The following is a 25500-nucleotide window of genomic DNA, read 5'->3' as shown; positions in this document are numbered from 1 at the left end:
ACTGACAGGGTTCAAAAAACGAAGATACAAAAAAGCGTTTCCAATAAGAAAACGCTATTATATATAATTAATGTACATATAAAAAGTTAAACTGTCATAATTTCTTTTTCCTTGCTGGCTAGCATTTCATCAATCTTCTTTATATAACCATCTGTTAGCTCTTGAATATCTACTTCAGTATTTTTTGCTAGATCTTCAGACAGCCCATCCTTTTCGAGTTTTTTTATCTCATTATTAGCATTTTTGCGATCATTTCGTACACCCACTTTAGAATCTTCAGCTTCAGATTTAGCTTGTTTGGCAAGGTCTATACGGCGTTCTTCGGTAAGTGGTGGGACATTGATAATAACACTTTCTCCATTATTCATAGGATTGAAACCTAGATTTGCAACCTGAATTCCTTTCTCAATTTCTGGAATAAGAGATTTTTCAAAAGGTTGTATCGTTATTGTTCTAGCATCTGGTGTAGTAACATTTCCGACCTGATTTAACGGTGTTTGAGTGCCATAATACTCTACTGTTACACTGCCCAGCATTGCTGGAGATGCTTTACCCGCCCTAATATTGAGTAATTTTTTTTCTAAATGCACAATGGCAGCTTGCATAGATTCTTTAGCTGAATCTAATATAAAATCTATTTCTTCATTCATTGTTTACTTCTTTTTCTTTTGACTAATGAAAAATTTGTGCCAGATTTTACTCTAGCACAGAATAAATATAATTAAAGATTTACTTGTGTACCAATAGATTCACCAGAAATCACTTTTAGTAGGTTTCCGGCTTTATTCATATCAAAAACTATTATCGGTAATTCGTTTTCCTGACTAAGGGTAAATGCTGTAGTGTCCATTACTTTTAATCCTTTACGTAATACATCATCAAACGATATAAAATCAAATTTTGTTGCATCTGCATTTTTTTCTGGATCCGAAGTGTAAATTCCATCAACTCTGGTTCCTTTTAGAATGACATCTGCATTGATTTCAATTGCTCTAAGTACAGCAGCCGAATCTGTAGTGAAATATGGATTCCCAGTACCTCCGCCAAAAATTACAACTCTGCCTTTCTCTAGATGACGCATTGCTCTACGACGTATAAAAGGCTCGGCGACCTCATTAATTTTCACAGCAGATTGTAGTCTGGTAGGGATTTCTGCATCTTCAAGAGCACTTTGTAGGGCTAGACCATTAATAACGGTAGCTAGCATCCCCATATGGTCGGCTTGCACGCGATCCATTCCTTTACTTGCTCCGGCGACACCTCTAAAAATATTACCTCCACCAATTACAATGGCAACTTGTACGCCTTTATCAGTTATTTGTTTGATTTCATATGCATATTCGGCTAATCTTTTAGGATCGATACCGTACTGGCGCTCACCCATTAAGGCTTCTCCTGATAATTTTAGTAATATTCTTTTGTATTTCATTATATGGTGTTACTGTGGTGCAAATATAACGATATTCTTAATTTAGAAAATACTTTAGAATATAAAGGTGTAAGTTTTTTGTGTTGGATAGTGTTTCTTGAAAATGAAATACCCCTATAAAAAAGGGTCCTTTTCCCCTGGCCAAGGTGTTGATTGGCTTTAAAATATGTCATAGGTTTGCCACGAGGAAAACAAAAAAATGAGGGGGATGATAAATATTTTTTAAATAAAGGTTTAAACGTTTTGTGTTGACTAATTGGGGAGTTAGTCTTTATTGGGGGTAAAGCCTTGAAGAGATTTGAGGTTTTATAACGTTGTAAGCTTATTAGAGAGTATTTTGATAAATGAAGAAGAAAAAACCGCTTCTGGATATCCAGAAGCGGTTTTTGATTTTTCGCTAATAGCGTTATCTTTATTAGATTAACCTAATGTTACTCTTTCAAAAGAAGTTACATGAACATCACCATATGATTCTACATACTTGGCAACATTGATTTTTTCATCTTTGATGAAATTCTGATCTAATAAACATTGCTCTTTATCAAGAGTTGTATTGTCAGAAATAAAACGTTCCATTTTTCCTGGAAGAATTCTATCCCAGATTTGTTCTGGCTTACCTTCAGCTTTTAATTCTGCTTTTGCATCTTCTTCGGCTTTAGCTAAAACTTCAGGAGTTAATTGAGACATAGAGATGTATTGAGGTACATTTTTAAGGGTTTTACCTAAGCGACCTAATTCTTCATTGTCTTTTTCAATTACAGCTATTCTTGCTTCAGTTTCTGAAGCAACGTATGCAGGATCAAAATCTTTATAAGAAAGTGTTGTTGCTCCCATAGAAGCAATTTGCATTGCTAAATCTTTTGCCAACACATCAGTCTTATCAACTTTACTAGATAATCCAACAAGAGCTGCAATTTTGTTTATATGTACGTATGAACCAACATAAGGAGCTTTTAGCGTAGAAAATGCATTGATTTCTAGTTTCTCACCGATAACACCAGTTTGTTCAACTAATTTTTCTGCCACAGTCATCCCTCCAAAATCTGCAGATAAAAACTCTTCCTTAGAAGAATAATTTAATGCTAGTTCTGCTAATTCATTTGCTAAAGCGATAAAACTTTCGTTTTTACCCACAAAATCAGTTTCACAACCTAGAACGATAGATACACCAACAGTATTATCAGCATTTATTTTAGCAATAGCAGCTCCTTCAGAAGACTCACGGTCTGCTCTTTTTGCTGCAACTTTTTGTCCTTTTTTACGCAATACATCAATTGCTTTGTCGAAATCTCCTTCGGCTTCAACAAGTGCTTTTTTGCAATCCATCATTCCGGCACCTGTAGCTTTTCTTAATTTATTTACTTCTGCGGCTGTAATCTTTGCCATATCATTTAAATATTTAATGTGTGTAATGTGTTTGTTTAAAAAAACAAGTCGTTTAGTTATTACTGCAAAAGTAAAGAACTAAACGACTCATCAATTTTATGTTAAGGTTAAGCCTTGATTGATCAAATAAGACTTAACGAATAACTTTTAAAGATTGTTAAACGATTAATTCGTTTATTCTTCTTCTTGCTTTGCAGCTTCTGCTACTTCTGGTGCTGCAGGAGCTTCTACCTTAGCTTCTACTTTCGCAGGAGCTTCTTTTTTAGAAGTTTCTTTTGCAGGAGCGTCATCTTTTTTAGGTGCGTCCTTTTTAGGCGCATCTTTTGCGGCTTTTCTTTCACCTAAACCATCGATAATTGCATCACTTACAAATGTCATTACTTTGTCGATTGATTTAGAAGCATCATCATTCGCAGGAATTACATAATCTACCTGACGTGGGTCAGAATTAGTATCTACCATTGCGAAAATAGGAATGTTTAATTTCTGAGCTTCTTTTACTGCGATATGCTCGCGAGTAATATCTACAACAAATAATGCACCAGGTAGACGAGTCATATCAGAGATAGAACCAAGGTTCTTTTCTAATTTAGCTCTTAAACGGTCTACTTGTAAGCGTTCTTTTTTGGATAGAGTATTAAAGGTACCGTCTTTTTTCATTCTATCGATAGCAGCCATTTTTTTAACTGCTTTACGAATAGTAACAAAGTTAGTAAGCATTCCACCAGGCCATCTTTCTGTGATGTATGGTTGGTTAGCTTTACCTGCTTTTTCAGCAACGATTTCTTTAGCTTGTTTTTTAGTCGCAACAAAAAGAATTTTTCTGCCGGACGCTGCGATTTTTCTTAAAGCTTCACTAGCTTCATCGATTTTTGCAGCAGTTTTATATAAGTTAATGATGTGAATACCATTACGCTCCATATAGATATATGGTGCCATATTTGGATCCCATCTTCTTGTAAGGTGACCAAAGTGTACACCTGCATCAAGTAATTCTTTTACTTCGATATTGTTTGCCATTTTTGTAATAGTTTACGTTCTGTTGAATTAGCAATGCTCAAGTGGCTACTATTTAGTATGGCCTTGTGCATTTAGATGCTAAACTAACTCCCGAGTATTCGGGGATAACAACAAATACTGTTTTAATAAATTAACGTTTAGAGAACTGGAATTTCTTACGAGCCTTCTTCTGACCGAATTTCTTACGCTCTACCATTCTCGGGTCTCTGGTCAATAAACCTTCTGGCTTAAGAACTAGTCTGTTTTCTTCGTCTAATTCGCATACCGCTCTAGATATTGCTAAACGAATAGCTTCTGCTTGTCCAGTGATTCCTCCACCATATACATTTACTTTTACATCGTATTTTTCCTCGTTACTTGTTAAAGTTAAAGGTTGATTTACTTTGTATTGTAAAGTAGCAGTAGTGAAGTAGTCATTAAGGTCTTTTTTATTAACCGTAATTTTTCCAGAACCATCTGTAAGATAAACTCTAGCTACAGCCGTTTTTCTACGACCAATTTTGTGAATAACTTCCATTACTTAACTTCGTTTAAGTTAACAGTTTTAGGTTTTTGAGCATCCTGATTGTGTTCTGCTCCAGCATAAACCTTTAGATTACGGAATAAAGCTGCTCCTAATTTGTTTTTAGGTAACATTCCTTTTACCGCTTTTTCGATTAAACGCTCTGGGTTCTTTTCGAACAATTCCTGAGCAGTAAGACTTCTTTGCCCTCCAGGATAACCTGTGTGACGGATATACGATTTATCTGTCCACTTTTTTCCTGTTAAGTTGATTTTTTCGGCGTTTGTAATGATAACATTATCACCGCAATCAACGTGTGGGGTAAAGCTAGGTTTGTGTTTACCTCGTAGTAGTACTGCTACTACAGAAGCAAGACGACCTAAAGTCTGTCCTTCAGCATCTACATGTAACCATTCTTTTGTAACGGTCCCTTTGTTTGCAGATACTGTCTTGTAACTTAATGTGTCCACACTAATTAATTTTACTTATTAAACATTCCTTTTCCTATATAAAATAGGGGTGCAAATGTACAATTATATATTTATATAGCAAATGCCAAGTTAATATTATTTTTAATCTATGATGCATTGGTTTTCAGGTAGGTTAATATTACTGTGGCTTATTTGTTTATTTTATGCGCTTTAACCCTCATTTCTTGTTAATTTTTTACTAAAAAACAGGTTAAAGTGTGACAAAACATAATAATTTCTATCATCTTAGATATGTCAATCATCAAACATCAAATCGCAATGAAGTATTTGCACCATTTCTTGGTACTTTGCCTATTTCCTATTGTTATAATTGCTCAAGATTCTACTAAAGTTGTCGAAAAAAGGATTTATACGACAAACCCCCTTAACGGTAACGAAGCTCCCAATATAGATGGAATTATTGATGAATCCAGTTGGGATTTGGTAGAATGGACCGGAGATTTCATAGAGAATCAACCCGATGAAAATACACCACCTAGTCAACAAACTAAATTTAAAATAGTATACGATCAGAAATATCTATACGTAGCATATCGATGTTTTGATACAGAACCTGATAAGATCGAAAAAAGACTGTCTAGAAGAGATGGATTTGCAGGTGATAGAGTGACCATTATATTAGATACATATCATGATAAACGAACTGCTTTTTCATTTACCATTACTGCGGCAGGAGTTAAAGGAGATGAATTCGTAAGTCAGAATGGAGATAACTGGGATGAAAGCTGGAACCCAATTTGGTATACTGCTGCCAACATAGATTCTGAAGGGTGGACTGCCGAAGTAAAAATTCCTTTAAGCCAATTAAAATTTGGTAATAATAAAGAACAAATTTGGGGTTTTCAAGTGACCAGGCTTATTTTTAGAAAAGATGAGCGGTCGGGATGGCAGCGTATTCCTGCCGATGCACCCGGTTTTGTAAGTGAATTTGGTGAGTTGCATGGCCTAATTAATATAGAGCCACAAAAACAATTAGAAATTCAACCCTTTGCAGTAACTCAATTTGATACTTTTCCTGAAGAAGAAGGTAATCCCTTTAGAGATGGAGAAGAATTTAAACTCAATGGGGGATTAGATGCTAAAATTGGAATTACAAATGATTTAACTTTGGATTTGACAGTTAATCCTGATTTTGGACAAGTAGAAGCTGATCCTGCAGCTATAGCTTTAGATGGATTTCAGATATTTTTTAGAGAGCAACGGCCTTTTTTTGTTGAAAACAAGAACATTTTTGATTACCAGTTTGCTAATGGATTTGATAATGTCTTTTATTCTCGTAGAATAGGAAGAAATCCGCAAGGCTCTATAACCGAATTGGATGGAGATTTTGTAGATAGTCCTACTAATACTACTATGCTGGGTGCAGCAAAGTTTAGCGGGAAAACCAAAAATGGTTGGTCGATAGGTGTGCTAGAAAGTGTTACAGAACGCGAGGTTGCTAAAATTGAAGATGAAAACGGAAATCGAAGAGAGGCTGTCGTAGAACCACTTACAAACTATTTTGTGGGTAGGATCCAAAAAGATTTTAACGAACGTAACACCTATATCGGTGGGATTTTTACAGCCACTAATCGTAATTTGGGTGATGCTTTTGAGATTGATGAAGAGAATCCAGATACAGATGAAACATCAGAACTTGTAGGGACAATTGAAAATAATCTGAATTTACTTCGTAAGTCTGCATATACTGGTGGACTGGATTTCAGGCATAATTGGAAGGATAGAAAATATTATATAGAAGGAAATATAATTACAAGCCACGTTGAAGGTTCTAAAGAGGCTATAGAAGAAACTCAAAATGAACTTACACATCTTTTTCAGCGAGTAGATGCTGATCATGTCGCTGTAGACCCTAATCGAACTTCACTTACAGGAACCGGTGGTAAACTGGTCGGAGGAAAATCTGGTGGAGGACGGCTGCGATATAATACGGGGATCTTTTGGCGTTCTCCAGAACTTGAATTGAATGATGTTGGTTTTTTACGTCAGGCAGATGAGATCAGGCAATTTATTAACGCACGCTATTTGTTTTTAAAACCAACTAAATTGTATAGAAGAGCTAATATTTTTGTAGAACAGTTCTCTACATTTGACTTTGAAGGAAATTATAATCGCATTCAATACGAATTTAATGGGTTTATCAATTATACAAATAATTGGTGGACCGAAGTAGGGTTTGGGCACAAGCCACGTATTTTTACTAATACTTTTTTACGGGGTGGACCTCGTTGGAGGTTTTCTGATGAAAACTTTGCGTTTTTATTCTTTGGTTCGGATCAAAGAAAAAAATTCAATTTTACATTGGGACATGTTAATTCATCAGCACAACAAAATAATTTTTCGTTTCAAAGATATGTTGTGAGACTTAGATATCAGCCCTTTGATGCCTTTAGTATGTCTATCAACCCAGAATTTGAACGTAATCCTAATAAAACACAATATGTAACTGAAGCTGATTTTGGAGACACGACACGATATATTACAGCGCGTATTGATCAACAAACCTTAAGTGCAAGTATTCGATTAAATTATAATATTAACCCTAACCTTACCATACAATATTATGGTCAGCCATTTATATCCAGAGGTAGATATACAAATTTTAACTACGTTAATAATGCAATAGCCAAGGATCTGGGAGAACGGGTGACATTGTATGACGCAGATCAAATTTCTTTTGCCGACGAAGAGTATTCTATTGATGAGGATAGAGATGGAACGGTAGATTATACCTTTGAGGATCCGGATTTTGCATTTGTGCAATTTCGTTCTAATTTAGTATTGCGTTGGGAGTATATTCCTGGATCCGAAATATTCTTGGTTTGGTCACAAGGTGTAACAGGAGATGGGGCTCCTTCTGATCATTTATTTAGGAGCCTGAATAATCAAATCTTAGATCAGCAACCAGAGAACACATTTTTAATCAAAGCGACATATCGATTTGTGCTATAGGTAGATCGCGTGTTGTTTATAGCTAATTGATTCGAAACTGTTTTAAAAAAACTTTTTACTCTTATTATTTTAAATGTATTTTGCAGCGGTTTAGAATATTGCTGTATGAAATTTTTTTATGTATTACTTATTGCTGTTTTTTTAGTCGCTTGTAATTCTTCAAAACCTAACGAGGAAGTAAGCCTAGTAGAAGAAAACCTAAAAATTTCAAAAAAAGATTCTTTATCCTTTTTTTTGGAGCATTATGAGAAGTTTTTTGCGACCAATTTTAATGTTTCAGAATGTCCCGGTGCTGCTATTGTAATTGTTAAGGATTCAACGATTATTTACAAGAAGGGATTTGGGGTAAAAGAGATTCATACACAGGATTCTGTAGATGTAAATACGGTATTTCGAATCGCCAGCTTATCAAAAGGAGTTACCGCTGTATTAGCAGGGAATTTGGTTGATCGAGCAGAGCTGCAATGGAATCAAAGAGTTAAAGAATCCGTGCATACATTCGATTTAAGAGATAAAGAACAGGCAGACCGGCTTCGGGTTCATCATTTGCTATCGCATACCACAGGTTTATATCAATACACCTATACCAAACTTATACAAAAAGGATTGTCGATTGATCGTATTATTAATAGTTTTAAAAGAAAAGGGGTTATTGCTAAGGAAGGAGTGGACTATGAGTATCAAAATGCTATGTTTTCAGTGATAGAAAAAGTAATGGAGAACCAAGCTCAAAAGCCTTTTGAAACTCTGCTTAAAGAAAGGGTCTTTGATCCGGCAGGTATGTTTACTGCATCTAGTACTTTTTCTGAAATAAAAAGTAATAATAACGTAGCATTACCTCATTCTTATAATCACTATTCAAAAAAATATAAGCTAGATAAACTTCATAAAAATTATTACAATGTTGCTGCAGCTGGTGGTATTAACGCTTCTATTTCTGATATGGGAGAATACCTAAAAGTATTGTTAGGATATCGGTCAGATATTATTTCAAAAGAAAGCCTTGCCGATATTTTTAATCCTATTGTCTGTACCAGTAATAAAGATACGTATGTTAATTTATGGGACGGAGTTACAGATTCATATTATGCCATGGGATGGAGGATTTTAGACTACAGAGGACGAAGAATTGTGTATCATGGGGGTAATGTAAATCAATATAAAACACAATTGCTTATCGATCCAGATAATAAAATTGGGATTTGCGTTTTGTTTAATGCCCCCAATCCATTTAATGGCCCTGTAATGCCTACTTTTTTAAATTATTATGACTTTTATCTTGATATGAAGAAGTAAACAAAAAAATCCTACCGGTAATCACTGGTAGGATTTTATGTGTGAAATATATGCTAACTATTATCTGGGGGGATTTATACTTTTAAGAACGATAACATTTACTTCACCAGATATTGAGAGGTCATTTCCGGTATTGTTATTGGCTGCAGCGACATCAAAAGAGAATGAAAATGCGAGAGTATTGGTCTCTTCGTTAAAGTTGTAGTTACTCATACTAAAGTTGAGCACCTCTCCTTTGCCATCACCATTAGAATATGATCCATCTATTGTAAAGTAGGTTAAATCCTCTGATATGATATTATAATCATTGAGGTAAATATTAAAATCAATTTCCTCGGATTCTTCTCCCGGATTTGATACTTCTAGATAAAGATTAACCGAAGGAGTATCATCATTATCCTGGCTAGGAATACTTATAAATCTATTTGCATCAAACTCGATGTAGTTATCTTCTGTATAGAAAGTATTTGACCCTGCATTTGTAGAAGTGAATTTAAATTCTGCAATATCGGTAAACGCTACATCGTCTGGTCGTGTTCCTTCAAAAGTAAGTGTAATGCCGCCAAATTTAGTCAATTCATCAAAACCAACCCCATTTTCTCCATCACTACCATCAGAACCATTTGTTCCGTCTGTTCCGGTAATACCATTTTCTCCTGCCGGGCCAATGGCTCCATCTTCTCCTTCACAATTTACCAGGAATATTCCCAGACTAAAGATTAAGACTACTTTGTAGATGCTACTTACGTTAAAATTTCTCATTTTTTTGTTTTTATTAATTAAAGGTTAGGATCTGATCTTTGATAAAACAAATTGGCGTTGTTATCTCATTTTTTGATCAAAAAATATAAGACAAAGATGAGGGGTAGTTCTTAGGAGAGAAACACCCTTTTCAGTAAAAAGTATATCCCTGAAAACAGGGGTAAAGGATTGTGTAGGAAACTTCAGCTACACTATTAAAAATTAAAACCTTAATTGTATCACAGAAAAAAACCTCGAACATTTTTTTTGAATGCTCGAGGCTTATACTAAATACTGTTTGTTTTGTGTGCTGTACTTTCTAATGTGCTTCTAGCCAATTATTACCCAAACCAAGATCCACGTCTAATGGAACAGCTAATTTATATGCATTTTCCATTTCGGTTTTGATCAATGTTTGAATTGCATCCAGTTCTGGCTTATAGACATCAAATACCAATTCATCATGTACCTGCAATAACATCTTGGTTTTGTAGTTTCCTTCTTTTAATTTTTTATGAATATTAATCATCGCCATTTTGATGATATCAGCTGCGCTTCCTTGTATAGGAGCATTTACGGCATTTCGCTCTGCGGCACCTCGAACTACGGCGTTGGCAGAATTAATATCTTTCAAATACCTTCGTCTTCCCAGAACGGTTTGTACATATCCATTTTCTCTTGCAAAATCTACTTGCTCACTCATATAATTACGTAGCTTAGGGTAGGTTTTGTAGTAGGTTTCGATTAATTCTTTGGCTTCGCTACGCGAAAGGCTGGTCTGATTACTTAGCCCGAATGCAGATACTCCATAAATAATCCCAAAATTTACTGTTTTGGCATTACCACGTTGCTCTCGGGTTACTTCATCTAACGGAACATCAAAAACCTTTGCTGCGGTTGAAGCATGAATATCCTCTCCATTTTTAAAAGCCTCTATCATGGTTTCTTCTTCACTGAGGGCTGCAATGATTCGTAATTCTATCTGCGAATAATCTGCTGCCAACAATGTATACTCCTCACTTCTTGGAATAAATGCTTTTCTTACTTGTCTTCCTCGTTCGGTACGTATCGGGATATTCTGTAAGTTAGGGTTGTTAGAGCTTAATCGACCGGTAGCAGCAACAGTTTGCATATAGTCGGTATGCACCCTTCCTGTATTTTCATTAACTTGGGTGGGTAAGGCATCAACATAGGTGCTTTTTAATTTAGATAATCCTCTAAAATCTAATATATTTTGAATTATCCCGTGGTCTTTAGCTAAATATGAAAGGACATCCTCTGCAGTAGAATATTGGCCAGTTTTAGTTTTCTTGGGCTTGTCGACCAGCTTCATTTTTTCGAATAAAATAATCCCCAGTTGTTTTGGCGAAGCAATGTTAAATTCTTCTCCGGCTTCAGTATAAATTTTAGTTTCTAAATTTTTAATATCCTCATCTAATTCGTTAGAAAGAGAATTCAAAAACTCTTTATCCAGGTTAATTCCTTCAACTTCCATATCTGCTAAAACTCGTAGCAATGGGATTTCAATATCCTCGAATAAGGATACATTGTTTGCTTCTTTAAGCTCTGGTGCAAAATGTTCTTTTAGTTGAAAGGTAATATCAGCATCTTCCACTGCATATTCGGTTTGTTGCTCTATAGGCACTTGTCTAAAGGATAATTGATTTTTACCTTTTTTGCCGATGAGTTCTGTGATCGAAACAGGAGTATAGTTAAGATAGGTTTCAGAAAGCACATCCATATTATGTCTCATATCTGGATTAATAAGGTAATGTGCCAACATGGTGTCGAATAAATTTCCTTTAACAGCTACATCGTATTTTGCCAGTACTTTAATATCGTATTTTAAGTTTTGGCCAATTTTTGAAATAGTTGAGGCTTCAAAGAAAGGTCGTAATTGTTCAATCAATTCCTGAGCTTCATTACGATCTTCGGGGAAGGGGATGTAAAACCCTTTAGTTGCTTCCCAAGAAAACGCAATCCCTACTAATTCTGCGGTTAGTGGGTTAAGTCCTGTAGTTTCGGTATCAAAACAAACACTTTCCTGTTTTAATAAGTTTTGAAGGAAGAGTTTCATAGCCATTCCCGGAGCAATACTTTGATAAAAATGTTCGGTATTGGTTATGGTTTTTCTACTCGAGTATGATTCAACCTCTACAGTGTCATTAGGATCACCAAATAAAGAAAACTGACCAGCACCTGCTTGTGTCTTTTGTTTTTTCGCAGTTGGAGTGCTGCTCGTTTTTGTCGTTGTTGTTTCTTCGCCAGAAAAAATCTTTATAAACTGGTCTTTTAATCTTCTAAATTCGAGTTCTTCGAAGATTTCTTGCACTTTTTTAGCATCTGGTTTAGAGAGTTCATAATCATCGGCATTAAAAGTTACATCACAATCCAGAATGATAGTGGCTAATTTTTTTGAAAGAAGTCCTAGCTCTGCATTAGCTTCTACCTTTTCTTTCATTTTTCCTTTTAGTTTATCGGTATTAGCTAATAGGCCTTCCATAGAGCCATATTCGCCAATAAATTTTTTAGCAGTTTTATCGCCAACCCCAGGGAGTCCAGGTATATTATCAACGGCATCTCCCATCATTCCAAGGTAGTCGATAACCTGTTCTGGCCTTTCTACCTCGAACCTCTTTTGTACTTCAGGAATACCCCAAATCTCGATACCATTTCCCATTCGAGCAGGGCGATACATAAAAATATTTTCAGAAACTAATTGCGCATAATCTTTATCAGGAGTAACCATATACGTTTGGTATCCTTCTTTTTCGGCTTGTTTGGCTAGCGTACCGATTAAATCATCTGCCTCAACTCCTGCACGTTCAATAATAGGAATATGCATCGCTTTTAATATCTCCTGAATAATAGGCACAGCAATTTTTATAGCCTCGGGTGTCTCGTCTCTATTGGCTTTATATTCCGGAAAAATCTCTAACCGATCCTTACTTCCCTGTTTATCAAAAGCAACAGCTAAGTGGTCTGGTTTTTCTCTTTTAATAACATCAAATAAAGAGTTTACAAAACCTAATACAGCCGATGTGTCCTGGCCTTTAGAGTTAATTCGGGGATTCTTAATAAGAGCATAATATCCTCGAAAAATCAAAGCGAAAGCATCCAGAAGAAAAAGACGTTTTTGTGACATGGTGAATTAATTTTTTAGAAATGCAATATAAAAAGAAGATTAATCAAAATGTATAATTAAAACAAAAAGAAATGCCGTCATAAACTGACGGCATTTCGCCCCAAAATAAAATTGATAACAATGTATCAACTACTGTAAATACGGTACTATTTTATATATATAAAATTGATTCTTCTTATATCACCTAAATACCCTATATCGGATATATTTAGACGAAGTTACAAATAATAATCTTACTTCTGAAAGAAATTATTAAGATTTATGATTTTATAAAGATACACTTTTTAGCATATTTTGGTGTTTTAAATGTGGATATCGTTAATTTTTACTTAAAGATCGGTTAGAAATTAAAAAGGAGAGATAGTTTTGTTTCGTTAATAAATAGGAATAAGTTATGCGTTGGTTGATACCGATTTTTTTATATGTACTCCTTGAGGTCTATGCTTTTCAGGCAGTAAAAACGATTGTCAAAAATCAATGGCTTCAAATAGGGTATTTTGTGCTGTCTATACTAATATTGGGGTATGTTATTTACATTTTTGCAAATTACGATAGGAGTGTAGGACCTACTAAGTATACATTACGGGCTAGCGGGTTGTTGTTGCTAACGATTGTTCCAAAATTGATCGTGGTGTTGTTTATGTTTGGAGAAGATATTATTAGAGTGTGTGTTGCCGGATACACATATCTTACTAATAGGTTTTTTGAAGGAACTGCTACCGAATATCTGCCAGATCGCAGAAAATTTATAAGTCAAATTGCTTTAGGGGTCGCTGCTATTCCTTTTACTGGGCTACTACATGGTATTTTTAGGGGGAAATATAATTTTAAGGTCATACGACATGTATTGCATTTTGAAGACCTTCCTGCTGCATTTGATGGATTTAGAATTACTCAAATTTCGGATATCCATTCTGGGAGTTTTGATGATGCGGCTAAGATTGAATATGCGGTAGATTTAATTAATGAGCAAGAAACGGATCTTCTTTTGTTTACCGGGGATATTGTTAATACCGTTGCAGAAGAAATGGATGATTGGATCGATACTTTTAAGCGAATTAAAAATCCTACATACGGGAAATACTCTGTTTTGGGGAATCATGATTATGGAGAGTATGTTACTTGGGATAACCAGGAGGATAAAGAAGCAAATTTTCAGGCAATAAAGGATGTTCATAATAAAATCGATTTTAATCTGTTACTTAATGATAGTGCTTTTGTCGAAAAAGATGGAGAGCGTATTGCAGTGATAGGAGTAGAAAATTGGGGGCATAATTTTAAGAAGGCAGGAGATTTGGTGAAAGCATCAGAAAAAGTGGCTCGAGAAGATTTTAAAGTTTTATTAAGTCATGACCCTTCTCATTGGGAGTATGAGGTAAAGGAACATGCCGATCATTACCATCTTACGTTAAGTGGTCATACTCATGGATTTCAATTCGGGATTGAGATTCCTGGATTTTTAAGATGGAGCCCCGTGCAATATGTGTATAAACAATGGGCCGGAATGTATAATGAAATGGGACGTTATCTAAATGTAAACCGAGGATTTGGGTTTCATGCTTTTCCTGGAAGAGTTGGTATTTGGCCAGAGATTACAGTAATTGAATTGAGAAAAGGGGCGCCACTTTCTTAATTCTCAGAAAGTAGTATATTTACAATTGTTTAATGGTTGATTGATTAGTAGAAATGACCTAAACATAAAAGTTTTTGAACATGTCAAAGTTTGGAGATATAATAGGTATAGAGATTCCCGTTTTGTTGGATTTTTATACCGAATGGAATGAACCTTCTTTAGCGATGCATCCTGTATTGAAAGATGTGGCTGCGGCTCTAGGAGATAAAGGTAAAGTAATAAAGATAGATGTTGATAAAAATGAAGAGTTAGCGACTGCACTTCGTATCAAAGGGCTTCCGACTTTAATGATTTATAAGCAAGGTGAGATGGTATGGCGACAAAGTGGAGAGCAAGACGCAAACACTTTGATTGGCCTCATGAAGGAGTATGTTTAGTTCTCTATCTTCTCAAAGACAAATCCTCTTTTTGAAAAATAATCTAATACTTTGGGTAATGCGGATTTAAGATTTTTTTCAGCTTTTATGCTGTCATGAAAAACAATGATGCTCCCTGGTGATGTGTTTTGGATTACATTCTGAAAACATTGTTCTTCATGTACGGTTTTATCCCAATCTTTTGATAAAATATCCCAAAGAATAATTTTATAACCTTGTTTTTCTAGTGTTTTGAATTTCGAATAACTTATCTGTCCATAAGGAGGTCTAAACAATTTTGCAGCATACCCAATTTCTGAGGATTCCTGAATCATCTTTTGACAAGCGGTTACATTTTTGAGATAGGTTTCAGGATCACTTTTCCATGCTTTTAAATGATTCATGGTGTGGTTTCCGATGGTGTGATTATCTGATAGGATTTTATTAAAAATATGAGGATGCTTTTTAATGTTTTCACCTATACAAAAAAAGGTAGCTTTGGCATCAAACTTTTGTAATTGTTCTAAGACAAACTCTGTGACACCTGGTATGGGTCCATCATCAAAGGTGAGGTATAATTTCTTTTCTTTTTTGTCATAAAAATCCCAGACATATGTAGAAAAAAATTGTTTTAGAACCTTAGGAGTTTTGTTAGGAATCAAGTCCACCTTTGAAAATAAATAAAAAGGCGAGGTAAAAAAGCCTCGCCCATATGATTAGTTAGGAATACTGTCTAAAGAATCTACGCTTTTTTCTTGATTTTGAATTTCTTTGATTAAATCCTCTTCTTGTTTTCTAATCGCCTCATCATCATCATATTGCTCGTCTGCAGAATACAACCTAGAGAATAAGCCCAGGTATTTATTAAATTCATCTGCTTTCTCTTCTACCATTTCTCTATCTTGATTAATCAATAATAAATCAACAACACTACGATATCGTTCTACATTGGTTACGATATCTTCTGCATAATGATATTGATCTTTAAGTTCTAAGCTTCCAAAATAAGTTAGTCGTTCTTGATATTTTTTAGCAATTTTCACCCATAGGTCTCGTGCTTTTTGTTTTTCGCCTACTTGATAGTAACCAGTTACATAAGGCTCTAGTAAGGTGTAATACTCATAATATTCAATGGGCATTTTATCCATTGCTAAATCTATAATTTCTTTAGCTTTATCCTTTTTGTCTTCCTGGATTAGGGTTTCGACTAATCTGGCAAGATTGCTTCTATACGTGATTGCATTTCTCCTTGTTTCGGGATCGTGATAGATGTTTGGGTCATTACTATTTCCCCAATCCCAACTTGTTACATTTTTGTACATTAAATCGGAGTCAATCCTACCCATTTCAAATGGATTACGAGGATTTTGTTTTGTGCGTATAGGTACCAGTTTGTAGGTTACGCCATCCAACTGTAAATAATCTTTCATCCATAGAAAGTCATCATCACCATAGCTTCCGCCTGTAAAATAAATAGGTCTTTCCCAGTCATTATTGGCGATCATATCAAGCATTAATAATCGATTCTTAAATAAAAGATCTCCTTTTAGATGAATATCAATATAAGGTACGATAAGATCAGCATCTTCTTGTGATACAATACCATTTCTAAGTACGGCTTCTTTATTTACTGGTATTCTAATATGTTTTGTAGGGAATGTGTTTACTTTTTTTCCACTACTTAAATCTCCTTTTGTTCTTGGGTCATCGGTTTCTATCCATCTCATCCAGTTTTTAATCAACATGGTGTCGTTAGTCACTGGCTTATAATAAATAGCATCATTATTCCCCCATCTATAAAACTCATGCGTTAATTGAGAGGGTATGGGTTTGCTGTTATATGCGGCTTTTTTCATTTGGTCGATATACCAATCAGTAGCAAAAAGACTAGTGTTTACTGTTCGCACATCGGTACGATACCCTTCGATATCTTGTGCATACCATAATGCAAACGTATCATTATCTCCAATAGTAAAAAGAATAGCATCTTTTTGACAGGATTGTAAATACATTTTTGCCATAGATTGTGCTGTGTATCGATTAGATCGATCATGATCATCCCAATTTTCTGCTGCTAATAATACAGGTACAGCTAATAGGCATACTCCTGTAACGATAGGAGCAAGAAGTTTTGGTTTCAAATAATCTTTCAATACATCAAATAGTGCATAAACTCCAAAGCCTATCCAGATTGCGAACACATAAAATGATCCTACTAATGCATAATCACGTTCTCTTGGTTCAAAAGGTCTCTCGTTTAGGTAAATTTTCAGCGCTAGACCGGTAAACAAGAAAAAGACAAGCAATATCCAAAAGTATTTCTTATCGCGCTGAAACATAAATACAAATCCAATAAGTCCTAAAAGGAGCGGTAAGAAATAATATGTATTTCGCGCTTTGTTTTTTAGCGCATCACTAGGTAGATTGTCTTGAGAGCCTAAGCGCGCTTCATCTATAAATTTAATACCACTAAGCCAGTTTCCTTCTAGATTAGTAAGTTTACCTTGATTGTCGTCTTGTCGACCTGCAAAATTCCACATAAAATAGCGCCAATACATATATCCCATTTGATAATCGAAAAGATACGTGACATTATCCCATAGGGAAGGTTTTTTTACATTAAGGTAATTACCAAATGACTGAAGGAACTTATGATAATCCTCGTTATCTAGTTTACCACTAGCATATTCTCTTCTAAACTGTGTAACGGCATTTAAGAGTTCATCTTCGTCTTGATACTCTGGTTTTATTGTGAATTTTATGGGTCCGGTGAACTCCATATAGTTTGCAATGTGTTCTGTGCTCCACATTCTTGGTAATAATGCTTTGTGGGTATTATCAAGATTTTGTTTTGCGTTTTTCCAATCATTTACTATGATATACTTTCCGGTTTTTAAATCTTTTTCATATTTAGGTTTGTCGTCTTCATATGGATTATTTTCATCAAGTCCTGCATAGATTTCTGTAAACTGCGGACCGTAAAAAAGATGAGTTTCTGGATACTGTTCTAGGTTGTAATATGCTAAAAGTTCCCTTGCATTATTAGGGTTGTTTTCATTGATTACTGTGCCAGCATTAGCTCTTACCGGTAACATAATCCAGCTGGAAAATCCTATAAGGATAAACATAACACATAGTAATAATGTGTTTAATTGTGGATAATGTTGTTTTCGAGTGTGTTTTATTCCAAAATAGAATGCAGCTATCATTATGAGTCCTGCTATAATAGTCCCAGAATTAAAAGGAAGGCCAATAGAGTTAACGAAGAATACTTCGGCAGCACCAAAGAATTTAAGGGTAGAAGGCAATAACAATTTAAAGATGAATAAAAGTATAGCTACCACCACTACATTGGCTATAATGAAGTTTTTTACGGTAATTTCTTTATAATTCTTAAAATAATAAAGTAAACCTATCGCCGGGATCGATAGTAACCCCATAAAGTGAACCCCAAAAGATAAGCCTACTATAAAAGAGATTAAAATCAACCATTTATTACCTCTTGGAGTATGCATATCACGTTCCCATAATAGTCCTAAATAAAAAAGAACCGATAAGATACAGGTTGCCATTGCGTACACTTCGGCCTCAACAGCATTAAACCAGAAGCTATCTGTAAATGTGAACGCTAAAGAACCTACCAATGCACTGCCTAATACCGCCATTGCTTTACCTTGGGTGAATTCTTCGTCTTTTACAATTAATTTTTTTACCAAAATCGTAATCGACCAAAACATAAATAATATGGCAAATGCACTTGCAAAAGCAGAAGTTAAATTTACCATGAGTGCAATCTGGGTTGGATCTGAGGCAAATGCAGAAGCAAATGCTCCTATCATCTGAAATATCGGCGCCCCGGGAGGGTGGCCAACCTGCAATTTTGATGAGGTTGCTATGTATTCTCCAGCATCCCAAAAACTAGCTGTAGGCTCTACAGTCATTGAGTAAACGCATAAAGCTATAGCAAAAACAGCCCAGCCTAATATTTTATTCCACTTAGTAAAGTTGAATGTGCTCATAAGATTTAATCGGTTATATAACGTGTGGCGAATTTAGTAATAAAAATACTTTCCCTAGAGTTTTTTTAGCAAACGCTTAACAGAAGTTTATATTATATGGCATACAATAATGGGTAAATTTGTGTGTGATACGATTTTTGGTAAATAATTTTAAAAAAATGTTTGCAGAGCCAAAAGAATGTATTAAATTTGCACCCGCAATGACGCATTGGTCTATGGTGTAACTGGCAACACGTCTGGTTTTGGTCCAGAAGAGTCTAGGTTCGAGCCCTAGTAGACCAACATAAAAAGGAGCAGCAAATTTAAAGCTGTTCCTTTTTTTTATTTTGAAAAGAAACGTTTATGGGCGAGAAGTTTATGCTGAGCGAGGAACGAGTCGAAGTAAGCCCTAGTAGACCAACATAAAAAGGAGCAGCAAATTTAAAGCTGTTCCTTTTTTTTTATTTTGAAAAGAAACGTTTATGGACGAGAAGTTCATGCTGAGCGAGGAACGAGTCGAAGTAAGTCCTAGTAGACCAACATAAAAAGGAGCAACGTTTAACGTTGCTCCTTTTCTTTGTTTTAGAACGAATATGGGGTCTGATTAAAGGAGTTTTTCCTCTATTAGGGTAATATGTAAGATGGTTATTGTATTTTAAAAGTTAATACAGGTCTCTTAGCATGGTTTACTACATCCTCACCTAGACTACCATTAATAAAATGTGATATTCCCTTTCTTCCATGGGTGCTTATTCCTATCATTCCAGCTTTAACCGAGTCGGCAAAATTTAGAATTCCTTTTTCTACGGTGATATCATTATAAATATTTAATGTATAATTATTAACACCTAACCCTGAAATCATATTATTCATTTTTTCTTCGGTCTCGTAGGTTGTTTTAAAGCCATTTGCAGTGTTGATCCACACCAGGTGAAGTTTTGCGCTTATTGTGTTTGCAAACTCATTTGCAGCTAATAAACAAGGTTTATCCTCATCATCAAAATTGGTGGCGTATACAAAATCTGTTACTTCAAAAATTTGACAATCTTCTTTGATAACTAATACTGGTTTTTTTGAAGTACGAACAACCTTTTCTGCATTAGAGCCAATAAATAATTCTTCAAAACCTGTAGATCCATGAGATCCCATTATGATAACATCTACTTCATTTTTTTCGCTAGAATCTATAACCCCATGCATTACATCTTCAAAACTTACAGTCTCTATAACTTCAATACCTTTTAGATACTCTTGATCAAGAATTTCTTCAAATTTTTTATGGGTTTGCTTCATGAAAAAAACGGCTTCGGGAGCAGGAGCAGGAGCACCAGACGACATAAGGTCAGTTAAGTGCATAGGAAGCTCTAAGATATGAAGCAAGTAGATTTTTGCGTCATTCTTTTTTGCGATTTGAGCCGCTACTTTCAAAGCACTTTCGGCTTGTTTAGAGAAGTCTGTTGGCACTAATATACTTTTAATCATAATGTTGCTTTTTTGATAAGTTAGTTAATAATGCTTTGTGGTTTTAGAATTTGTAAGCTATGTAAAGGGCCAGAAACTGGTATTTTAAGAAGTGTAAACTTCTAGATATCAGAAGAAACTACCCTATTGGATATTTTAAATTTACAAAATAAATTCATTCATCACGGTATTTTGTATCTAAGATATTATTACTATCTTTGCACCGTTGAAATTAAAAAACCAGGATGAGGGGACGAGAAGTCCCCTCTTTTTATCTATTTATGTCATTGAAAGATAATGTTGAAAGATTGTTGGAAGAAGCGCTAAATGAGCGACCTTCTTTATTTCTAATTAATTACAAAATTCATCAGGATAATAGTATCGAAGTTATTATAGATGGAGATGATGGAGTTAAGGTTGAAGATTGTATTGCAATTAGTAGGGCAATCGAACATAATTTAGATAGAGAAGAAGAAGATTTTTCTCTTCAGGTGATGTCTGCCGGGGTTTCTGAAGGGTTAACGCATATACGACAATATAACAAGAATATTGGAAGAAAGTTAGCGGTAAAAACTCAGGAGGAAAAGTTGGAAGGAGAGTTGATTTCAACAACCGAAGAAGGCATTACGCTTACCTGGAAAACAAGAGAACCCAAACCAGTAGGAAAAGGTAAAGTAACCGTTACTAAAGAAGCTTATGTAGCTTACGAACATATTGTAGAAGCAAAAGTTATGATAACATTTTAATTATAATATTGATATGGAAAATATCGCATTAATAGAATCATTTTCAGAATTCAAAGATGATAAGTTTATAGATCGTGTGACGTTAATGTCGATCTTAGAAGATGTATTTAGAAATGCTCTAAAGAAGAAATTTGGTAGTGATGATAATTTCGATATCATTATAAATCCCGATAAAGGGGATTTAGAAATTTGGAGAAATCGTATTGTAGTTGCCGATGGTGAGGTAGAAGATGATAACCAAGAGATATCATTAACAGCAGCTCAAAGAATCGAACCTGATTTTGAAGTGGGAGAAGATGTGTCTGAGGAAGTAAAGCTTATTGATTTAGGAAGACGCTCTATTTTAGCACTACGCCAGAATTTGATATCTAAGATTCATGAACACGATAATACAAATATTTATAAGCAATTTAAAGAATTAGAAGGAGAGATATATACAGCAGAAGTTCATCATATACGTCATAGAGCAATTATTATGTTGGATGATGAAGGTAATGAAATCATTTTGCCTAAAGACAGGCAGATTCCTTCAGATTTTTTCCGTAAAGGAGAAAATGTAAGAGGGGTGATAGAATCTGTAGAGTTAAAAGGTAATAAACCTTCTATAATTATGTCTAGAACTTCTCCTTTGTTCCTTGAAAAGCTGTTCGAATCTGAGATACCAGAAGTTTTTGATGGGCTAATTACAGTTAAGAAAGTGGTTAGAATCCCTGGTGAAAAAGCTAAAGTTGCTGTAGATTCGTATGATGATAGAATTGATCCTGTTGGAGCTTGTGTGGGGATGAAAGGATCTAGAATTCACGGTATTGTAAGAGAGTTGGGTAATGAGAATATAGATGTTATTAATTACACAAACAATTTACAATTATACATTACAAGAGCACTTAGCCCAGCAAAAGTGACTTCTATCAAAATTAATGAAGAAACTACTCGAGCCGAAGTAATGCTTAGGCCAGAGGAAGTTTCAAAAGCTATAGGTAGAGGAGGGCATAATATTCGATTAGCAGGACAGTTAACCGGTTTTGAAATTGACGTATTTAGAGAAGGTGTTGAAGAAGATGTAGAACTTACTGAGTTTACTGATGAAATTGACTCTTGGATTATCGAGGAGTTTGCTAAAATAGGATTGGATACAGCCAAGAGTATTTTAGAGCAAGATTTAGCAGATCTTGTAAAGCGAACTGATCTTGAAGAAGAAACGGTAAGCGAAGTAATTAAAATATTAAAATCTGAATTTGAAGATTAATAAATTCAATTAATTTATATTTGAGCATTAAATAATAGGCGTTTATGGCTGAAGCAAAAACAATGAGATTAAATAAGGTATTACGCGAATTCAATATCTCGCTAGATCGGGCTGTTGACTTTTTGAGTGCAAAAGGTCATGAGATAGACGCGCGTCCTACCACGAAAATTTCTGAAGAAGTGTACCAGCTCCTGTTTGATGAATTTCAAACAGATAAGAGTAAAAAGGTTGCTTCAAAAGAGGTTGGAGAAGAAAAAAGGAAGGAGAAAGAGGCGTTACGTGTGCAGATTGAGCATGAGCAAGAAGAAAAGCGTAAAATTGCTGAAGCGAGAGAAGTTGTAAAAGCTAAAGCTCAATTAAGCGGACCAAAGCAGGTTGGTAAAATTGAATTAGATAAAAAGGAAGAAAAAGTACAAGAGTCCGAAGAAAAAGTACAAGATCCTCCTAAAAAAGAAGAAGTAAAAAAGAAGGAGCCAGAAGTAGTTTCTAATAGACCCGAAAAGAAAACTATTAAAATAACCAAAGAAGCTCCAAAAGTTGTAGAGGAGAAAAAGGAGGTTGAGAAACCTGCTGCCGAGACTCCTAAAAAAGAAGCTGAAACGCCAAAAGCAGAAGCTCCAGAGACTACTCCAGAAGCTTCAGTAGAATCAGATAAGGTTAAAACTCAGTATAAAAAGTTAGATGGTCCTAATTTTACAGGTCAAAAAATTGATTTAGCTCAATTTAAAAAGCCTGCCAAAAAGAAAGAGGAAAAATCTGATAAAAAGACTGGTGGTGGTGATCCTAAAAAGCGCAGAAAGAGAATTAGCAAAGAAGGTGCTGGTCAAGGTGCAGGAGGTAATAGAGGTCCGGGAAACAGAGGTCCAGGTAATAGAGGTCCAGGAAACAGAGGCCCAGGTAATAGAGGTCCAGGAAAAGGGAAGAGAGCTCCTATAGTAAAAGAAGAGCCTAGCGAAGAAGAAGTACAAAAACAAGTTAGAGAGACCCTTGAGAAATTACAAGGTAAATCTAATAAGTCAAAAGCGGCTAAATACCGTAGGGATAAGAGAGATCAACACCGTCAAAAAGCCGAAGATGATGTTGCGCAGCAAGAACAAGAAAGTAAAGTACTTAAAGTAACAGAATTTGTTACCGCTGCAGAAGTTGCGACTATGATGGGTGTACCCACAACTGATATAATTTCTGCATGTATGTCTCTTGGGATCATGGTAACCATGAATCAACGTTTAGATGCAGAAACTCTTTCTATTGTGGCTGATGAGTTTGGTTATGAAGTGAATTTTGTAACTGCAGATATTGAAGAATCAATAGAAGAAATTGTTGATGCTCCTGAAGATTTAATCAATAGAGCACCTATCGTTACAGTAATGGGGCATGTAGATCATGGTAAAACATCATTGCTGGATTATATACGACATGAGAATGTAATTGCTGGAGAAAGTGGTGGGATTACCCAACATATTGGAGCCTACGGAGTGCAATTGGATAATGGTCAAAAGATAGCATTCTTAGATACACCAGGTCACGAAGCGTTTACAGCTATGCGTGCTCGTGGTGCGCAGGTGACAGATTTAGCAATTATTGTAATTGCGGCAGATGATGATGTGATGCCTCAAACAAAAGAAGCTATTAGTCATGCTCAGGCAGCTGGCGTTCCTATTATATTTGCAATTAATAAAGTAGATAGACAAGAAGCAAATCCTGAAAAGATAAAAGAGAAATTAGCTTCTATGAATTTATTAGTAGAAGATTGGGGAGGAAAAATTCAATCCCATGATATTTCTGCTAAAACAGGTTTGGGAGTTAAAGAATTACTGGAGAAAGTGCTGCTTGAAGCAGAAATTCTTGAACTTAAAGCAAATCCTGATCGATTAGCTTCGGGTACAGTTGTAGAAGCCTTTTTAGATAAAGGTCGTGGGTATGTGTCGACTATATTGGTACAAACAGGAACACTTCGTGTAGGAGATTATGTTCTTGCTGGTAAGAATAGTGGTAAAGTAAAAGCGATGCATGATGAACGTGGTAATAACGTTACAGAAGCAGGTCCTTCTACCCCGGTTTCTATTTTGGGATTAGATGGAGCACCTCAGGCAGGTGATAAGTTTAATGTACTAGAAGATGAGAGAGAAGCTAAAGATATTGCTTCAAAACGTGCTCAGTTGCATAGAGAGCAATCTGTACGTACACAACGACATATTACTCTAGATGAAATTGGACGTCGAATTGCTCTTGGAGACTTTAAAGAGTTAAATATAATCCTTAAAGGAGATGTGGATGGTTCTGTTGAAGCATTAACAGACTCATTCCAGAAATTATCTACCGAAGAGATTCATGTAAATATAATTCATAAGGCAGTTGGAGCTATTACAGAAAGTGATGTATTACTTGCATCAGCATCTGATGCTATAATCATTGGATTTAATGTTAGACCAGCAGGTAATGCCAGACAAGTTGCTGATAAAGAAGAAATCGATATCAGAACATATTCGATTATCTATGATGCTATAAATGATCTTAAGGATGCAATGGAAGGAATGCTTTCTCCAGTTATGAAGGAAGAAATTACCGGTACTGCAGAGATAAGAGAAACATTTAAGATTTCTAAAATAGGTACTATCGCCGGATGTATGGTTCAGAATGGTAAGATTTTCAGAAATTCTGGAATTCGATTGATAAGAGAAGGTGTTGTGGTGTATACTGGTGAACTGGCTTCATTAAAACGTTTTAAAGATGATGTTAAAGAAGTGAGTAAAGGGTATGACTGTGGTATGCAGGTTAAGAACTATAATGACATCAAAGAAGGAGATGTAATTGAAGCGTATCAAGAAGTTGCAGTGAAGAAAAAATTGTAACTGAGAGATAGGTTTATAAGAATTAAAAAAGCCTCTATGTTATGACATAGAGGCTTTTTTATTAGCACTGTCTCGTCCTGAAATAAGTTGACACAAAATCGACTTATTTATGAAAGATTCAGGGAATTCTAAGAAGAAGCGTACTCAGTGCGATTACAATTTAGGCTTTAAATTAGCAGTAGTATCTCAGGTAGAAAAAGGCGAGATGACCTATAAGCAAGCTCAAAAGGCTTACGGTATTCAAGG

At 35.2% G+C, this 25500-nt stretch carries 18 protein-coding genes, 1 tRNA gene and 1 pseudogene; 9 read left to right on the top strand and 11 right to left on the bottom strand.

Features of this window, described 5'->3' with window-relative positions:
- Positions 1–86 precede the first annotated feature (86 nt).
- The 6 genes from frr to rplM all read right to left on the bottom strand — a co-directional run bounded on the left by frr (position 87) and on the right by rplM (position 4807).
- On the bottom strand, positions 87–650 hold the full coding sequence (gene frr / locus ABW637_RS00100; RefSeq protein WP_367582581.1) for a ribosome recycling factor: 564 nt from the start codon (positions 648–650) through the stop codon (positions 87–89).
- 71 nt (positions 651–721) lie between these two features.
- Positions 722–1429 carry a UMP kinase gene (pyrH, locus tag ABW637_RS00095; RefSeq protein WP_367582580.1) on the bottom strand — a complete coding sequence of 236 codons (708 nt, stop codon included), beginning with the start codon at positions 1427–1429 and terminating at the stop codon, positions 722–724.
- Positions 1430–1849: 420 nt separating this feature from the next.
- Positions 1850–2815 carry a translation elongation factor Ts gene (gene tsf, locus ABW637_RS00090; RefSeq protein WP_367582579.1) on the bottom strand — a complete coding sequence of 322 codons (966 nt, stop codon included), beginning with the start codon at positions 2813–2815 and terminating at the stop codon, positions 1850–1852.
- Positions 2816–2989: 174 nt separating this feature from the next.
- Positions 2990–3835 (bottom strand): 30S ribosomal protein S2, encoded by an 846-nt coding sequence (gene rpsB, locus ABW637_RS00085; protein WP_367582578.1) that lies wholly within the window; start codon positions 3833–3835, stop codon positions 2990–2992.
- A gap of 130 nt (positions 3836–3965) precedes the next feature.
- Positions 3966–4352: a 30S ribosomal protein S9 gene (gene rpsI, locus ABW637_RS00080; protein WP_367582577.1), complete on the bottom strand. Its 387-nt coding sequence runs from the start codon at positions 4350–4352 to the stop codon at positions 3966–3968.
- Positions 4352–4807: a 50S ribosomal protein L13 gene (gene rplM, locus ABW637_RS00075; protein WP_367582576.1), complete on the bottom strand. Its 456-nt coding sequence runs from the start codon at positions 4805–4807 to the stop codon at positions 4352–4354. Before rplM ends, rpsI begins: the two co-directional genes overlap by 1 nt.
- 279 nt (positions 4808–5086) lie before the next feature.
- Here rplM and ABW637_RS00070 point away from each other — a divergent pair, with 279 nt between their 5' ends.
- Entirely contained in the window at positions 5087–7780 is a 2694-nt protein-coding gene (locus ABW637_RS00070) for a DUF5916 domain-containing protein (protein ID WP_367582575.1), read from the top strand.
- A 105-nt stretch (positions 7781–7885) separates the two neighbouring features.
- A complete protein-coding gene (locus ABW637_RS00065; RefSeq protein WP_367582574.1) occupies positions 7886–9076 on the top strand; it encodes a serine hydrolase domain-containing protein in 1191 nt (396 codons plus the stop codon).
- A 60-nt stretch (positions 9077–9136) separates the two neighbouring features.
- On the opposite strand, the gene ABW637_RS00060 is transcribed toward ABW637_RS00065, so the two are convergent.
- Together ABW637_RS00060 and polA are read right to left on the bottom strand one after the other, a co-directional pair.
- On the bottom strand, positions 9137–9838 hold the full coding sequence (locus tag ABW637_RS00060) for a hypothetical protein (RefSeq protein WP_367582573.1): 702 nt from the start codon (positions 9836–9838) through the stop codon (positions 9137–9139).
- A gap of 298 nt (positions 9839–10136) precedes the next feature.
- Positions 10137–12962 carry a DNA polymerase I gene (gene polA / locus ABW637_RS00055; RefSeq protein ID WP_367582572.1) on the bottom strand — a complete coding sequence of 942 codons (2826 nt, stop codon included), beginning with the start codon at positions 12960–12962 and terminating at the stop codon, positions 10137–10139.
- Positions 12963–13356: 394 nt separating this feature from the next.
- Between polA and ABW637_RS00050 the strand changes: the two genes are divergently transcribed.
- Positions 13357–14595, top strand: a complete 1239-nt coding sequence (locus ABW637_RS00050; protein ID WP_367582571.1) for a metallophosphoesterase — start codon at positions 13357–13359, stop codon at positions 14593–14595.
- A gap of 80 nt (positions 14596–14675) precedes the next feature.
- Positions 14676–14972 (top strand): thioredoxin family protein, encoded by a 297-nt coding sequence (locus ABW637_RS00045; RefSeq protein WP_367582570.1) that lies wholly within the window; start codon positions 14676–14678, stop codon positions 14970–14972.
- On the opposite strand, the gene ABW637_RS00040 is transcribed toward ABW637_RS00045, so the two are convergent.
- Together ABW637_RS00040 and ABW637_RS00035 are read right to left on the bottom strand one after the other, a co-directional pair.
- Entirely contained in the window at positions 14969–15619 is a 651-nt protein-coding gene (locus ABW637_RS00040) for a polysaccharide deacetylase family protein (protein WP_367582569.1), read from the bottom strand. The two genes, ABW637_RS00045 and ABW637_RS00040, sit on opposite strands and share 4 nt — an antisense overlap.
- Before the next feature lie 48 nt (positions 15620–15667).
- Positions 15668–18970, bottom strand: coding sequence for a glycosyltransferase family 117 protein (locus tag ABW637_RS00035; protein WP_367582568.1), 3303 nt, complete (start codon positions 18968–18970; stop codon positions 15668–15670).
- A gap of 209 nt (positions 18971–19179) precedes the next feature.
- On the opposite strand from ABW637_RS00035, the gene ABW637_RS00030 reads away from it, so the two are divergent.
- Positions 19180–19252: transfer RNA gene (locus ABW637_RS00030), tRNA-Gln, on the top strand.
- A gap of 342 nt (positions 19253–19594) precedes the next feature.
- On the opposite strand, the gene ABW637_RS00025 is transcribed toward ABW637_RS00030, so the two are convergent.
- A complete protein-coding gene (locus tag ABW637_RS00025; protein WP_367582567.1) occupies positions 19595–20431 on the bottom strand; it encodes a universal stress protein in 837 nt (278 codons plus the stop codon).
- A 224-nt stretch (positions 20432–20655) separates the two neighbouring features.
- On the opposite strand from ABW637_RS00025, the gene rimP reads away from it, so the two are divergent.
- From rimP to ABW637_RS00005, 4 genes and pseudogenes are all read left to right on the top strand, one after another.
- On the top strand, positions 20656–21156 hold the full coding sequence (rimP, locus tag ABW637_RS00020) for a ribosome assembly cofactor RimP (protein WP_367582566.1): 501 nt from the start codon (positions 20656–20658) through the stop codon (positions 21154–21156).
- A gap of 13 nt (positions 21157–21169) precedes the next feature.
- The gene (gene nusA, locus ABW637_RS00015; protein ID WP_367582565.1) at positions 21170–22402 is read left to right on the top strand and encodes a transcription termination factor NusA; all 1233 of its coding nucleotides are present in this window, start codon (positions 21170–21172) and stop codon (positions 22400–22402) included.
- A 44-nt stretch (positions 22403–22446) separates the two neighbouring features.
- Positions 22447–25254, top strand: a complete 2808-nt coding sequence (gene infB / locus ABW637_RS00010) for a translation initiation factor IF-2 (protein WP_367582564.1) — start codon at positions 22447–22449, stop codon at positions 25252–25254.
- Positions 25255–25363: 109 nt separating this feature from the next.
- Positions 25364–25500: pseudogene (locus ABW637_RS00005) on the top strand (IS3 family transposase); the annotation flags it as partial.

Origin of the sequence: Aquimarina penaris (assembly GCF_040786285.1) — a bacterium.
In the GTDB taxonomy this organism is placed as follows: Bacteria; Bacteroidota; Bacteroidia; order Flavobacteriales; family Flavobacteriaceae; genus Aquimarina.
Note: the sequence above shows the minus strand (reverse complement) of the source record. Positions and strands in the feature narration are given on the sequence as shown.

Bases quoted from the DNA above. Each gene is read 5' to 3' on its own strand.
- infB (WP_367582564.1), top strand. From the start codon at position 22,447: ATGGCTGAAGCAAAAACAATGAGATTAAATAAGGTATTACGCGAATTC.
- ABW637_RS00060 (WP_367582573.1), bottom strand. From the start codon at position 9,838: ATGAGAAATTTTAACGTAAGTAGCATCTACAAAGTAGTCTTAATCTTT.
- rpsB (WP_367582578.1), bottom strand. From the start codon at position 3,835: ATGGCAAACAATATCGAAGTAAAAGAATTACTTGATGCAGGTGTACAC.
- frr (WP_367582581.1), bottom strand. From the start codon at position 650: ATGAATGAAGAAATAGATTTTATATTAGATTCAGCTAAAGAATCTATG.
- tsf (WP_367582579.1), bottom strand. From the start codon at position 2,815: ATGGCAAAGATTACAGCCGCAGAAGTAAATAAATTAAGAAAAGCTACA.
- ABW637_RS00025 (WP_367582567.1), bottom strand. From the start codon at position 20,431: ATGATTAAAAGTATATTAGTGCCAACAGACTTCTCTAAACAAGCCGAA.
- nusA (WP_367582565.1), top strand. From the start codon at position 21,170: ATGGAAAATATCGCATTAATAGAATCATTTTCAGAATTCAAAGATGAT.
- ABW637_RS00065 (WP_367582574.1), top strand. From the start codon at position 7,886: ATGAAATTTTTTTATGTATTACTTATTGCTGTTTTTTTAGTCGCTTGT.
- ABW637_RS00050 (WP_367582571.1), top strand. From the start codon at position 13,357: ATGCGTTGGTTGATACCGATTTTTTTATATGTACTCCTTGAGGTCTAT.
- ABW637_RS00070 (WP_367582575.1), top strand. From the start codon at position 5,087: ATGAAGTATTTGCACCATTTCTTGGTACTTTGCCTATTTCCTATTGTT.
- pyrH (WP_367582580.1), bottom strand. From the start codon at position 1,429: ATGAAATACAAAAGAATATTACTAAAATTATCAGGAGAAGCCTTAATG.
- polA (WP_367582572.1), bottom strand. From the start codon at position 12,962: ATGTCACAAAAACGTCTTTTTCTTCTGGATGCTTTCGCTTTGATTTTT.
- rpsI (WP_367582577.1), bottom strand. From the start codon at position 4,352: ATGGAAGTTATTCACAAAATTGGTCGTAGAAAAACGGCTGTAGCTAGA.
- ABW637_RS00045 (WP_367582570.1), top strand. From the start codon at position 14,676: ATGTCAAAGTTTGGAGATATAATAGGTATAGAGATTCCCGTTTTGTTG.
- ABW637_RS00035 (WP_367582568.1), bottom strand. From the start codon at position 18,970: ATGAGCACATTCAACTTTACTAAGTGGAATAAAATATTAGGCTGGGCT.
- rimP (WP_367582566.1), top strand. From the start codon at position 20,656: ATGAGGGGACGAGAAGTCCCCTCTTTTTATCTATTTATGTCATTGAAA.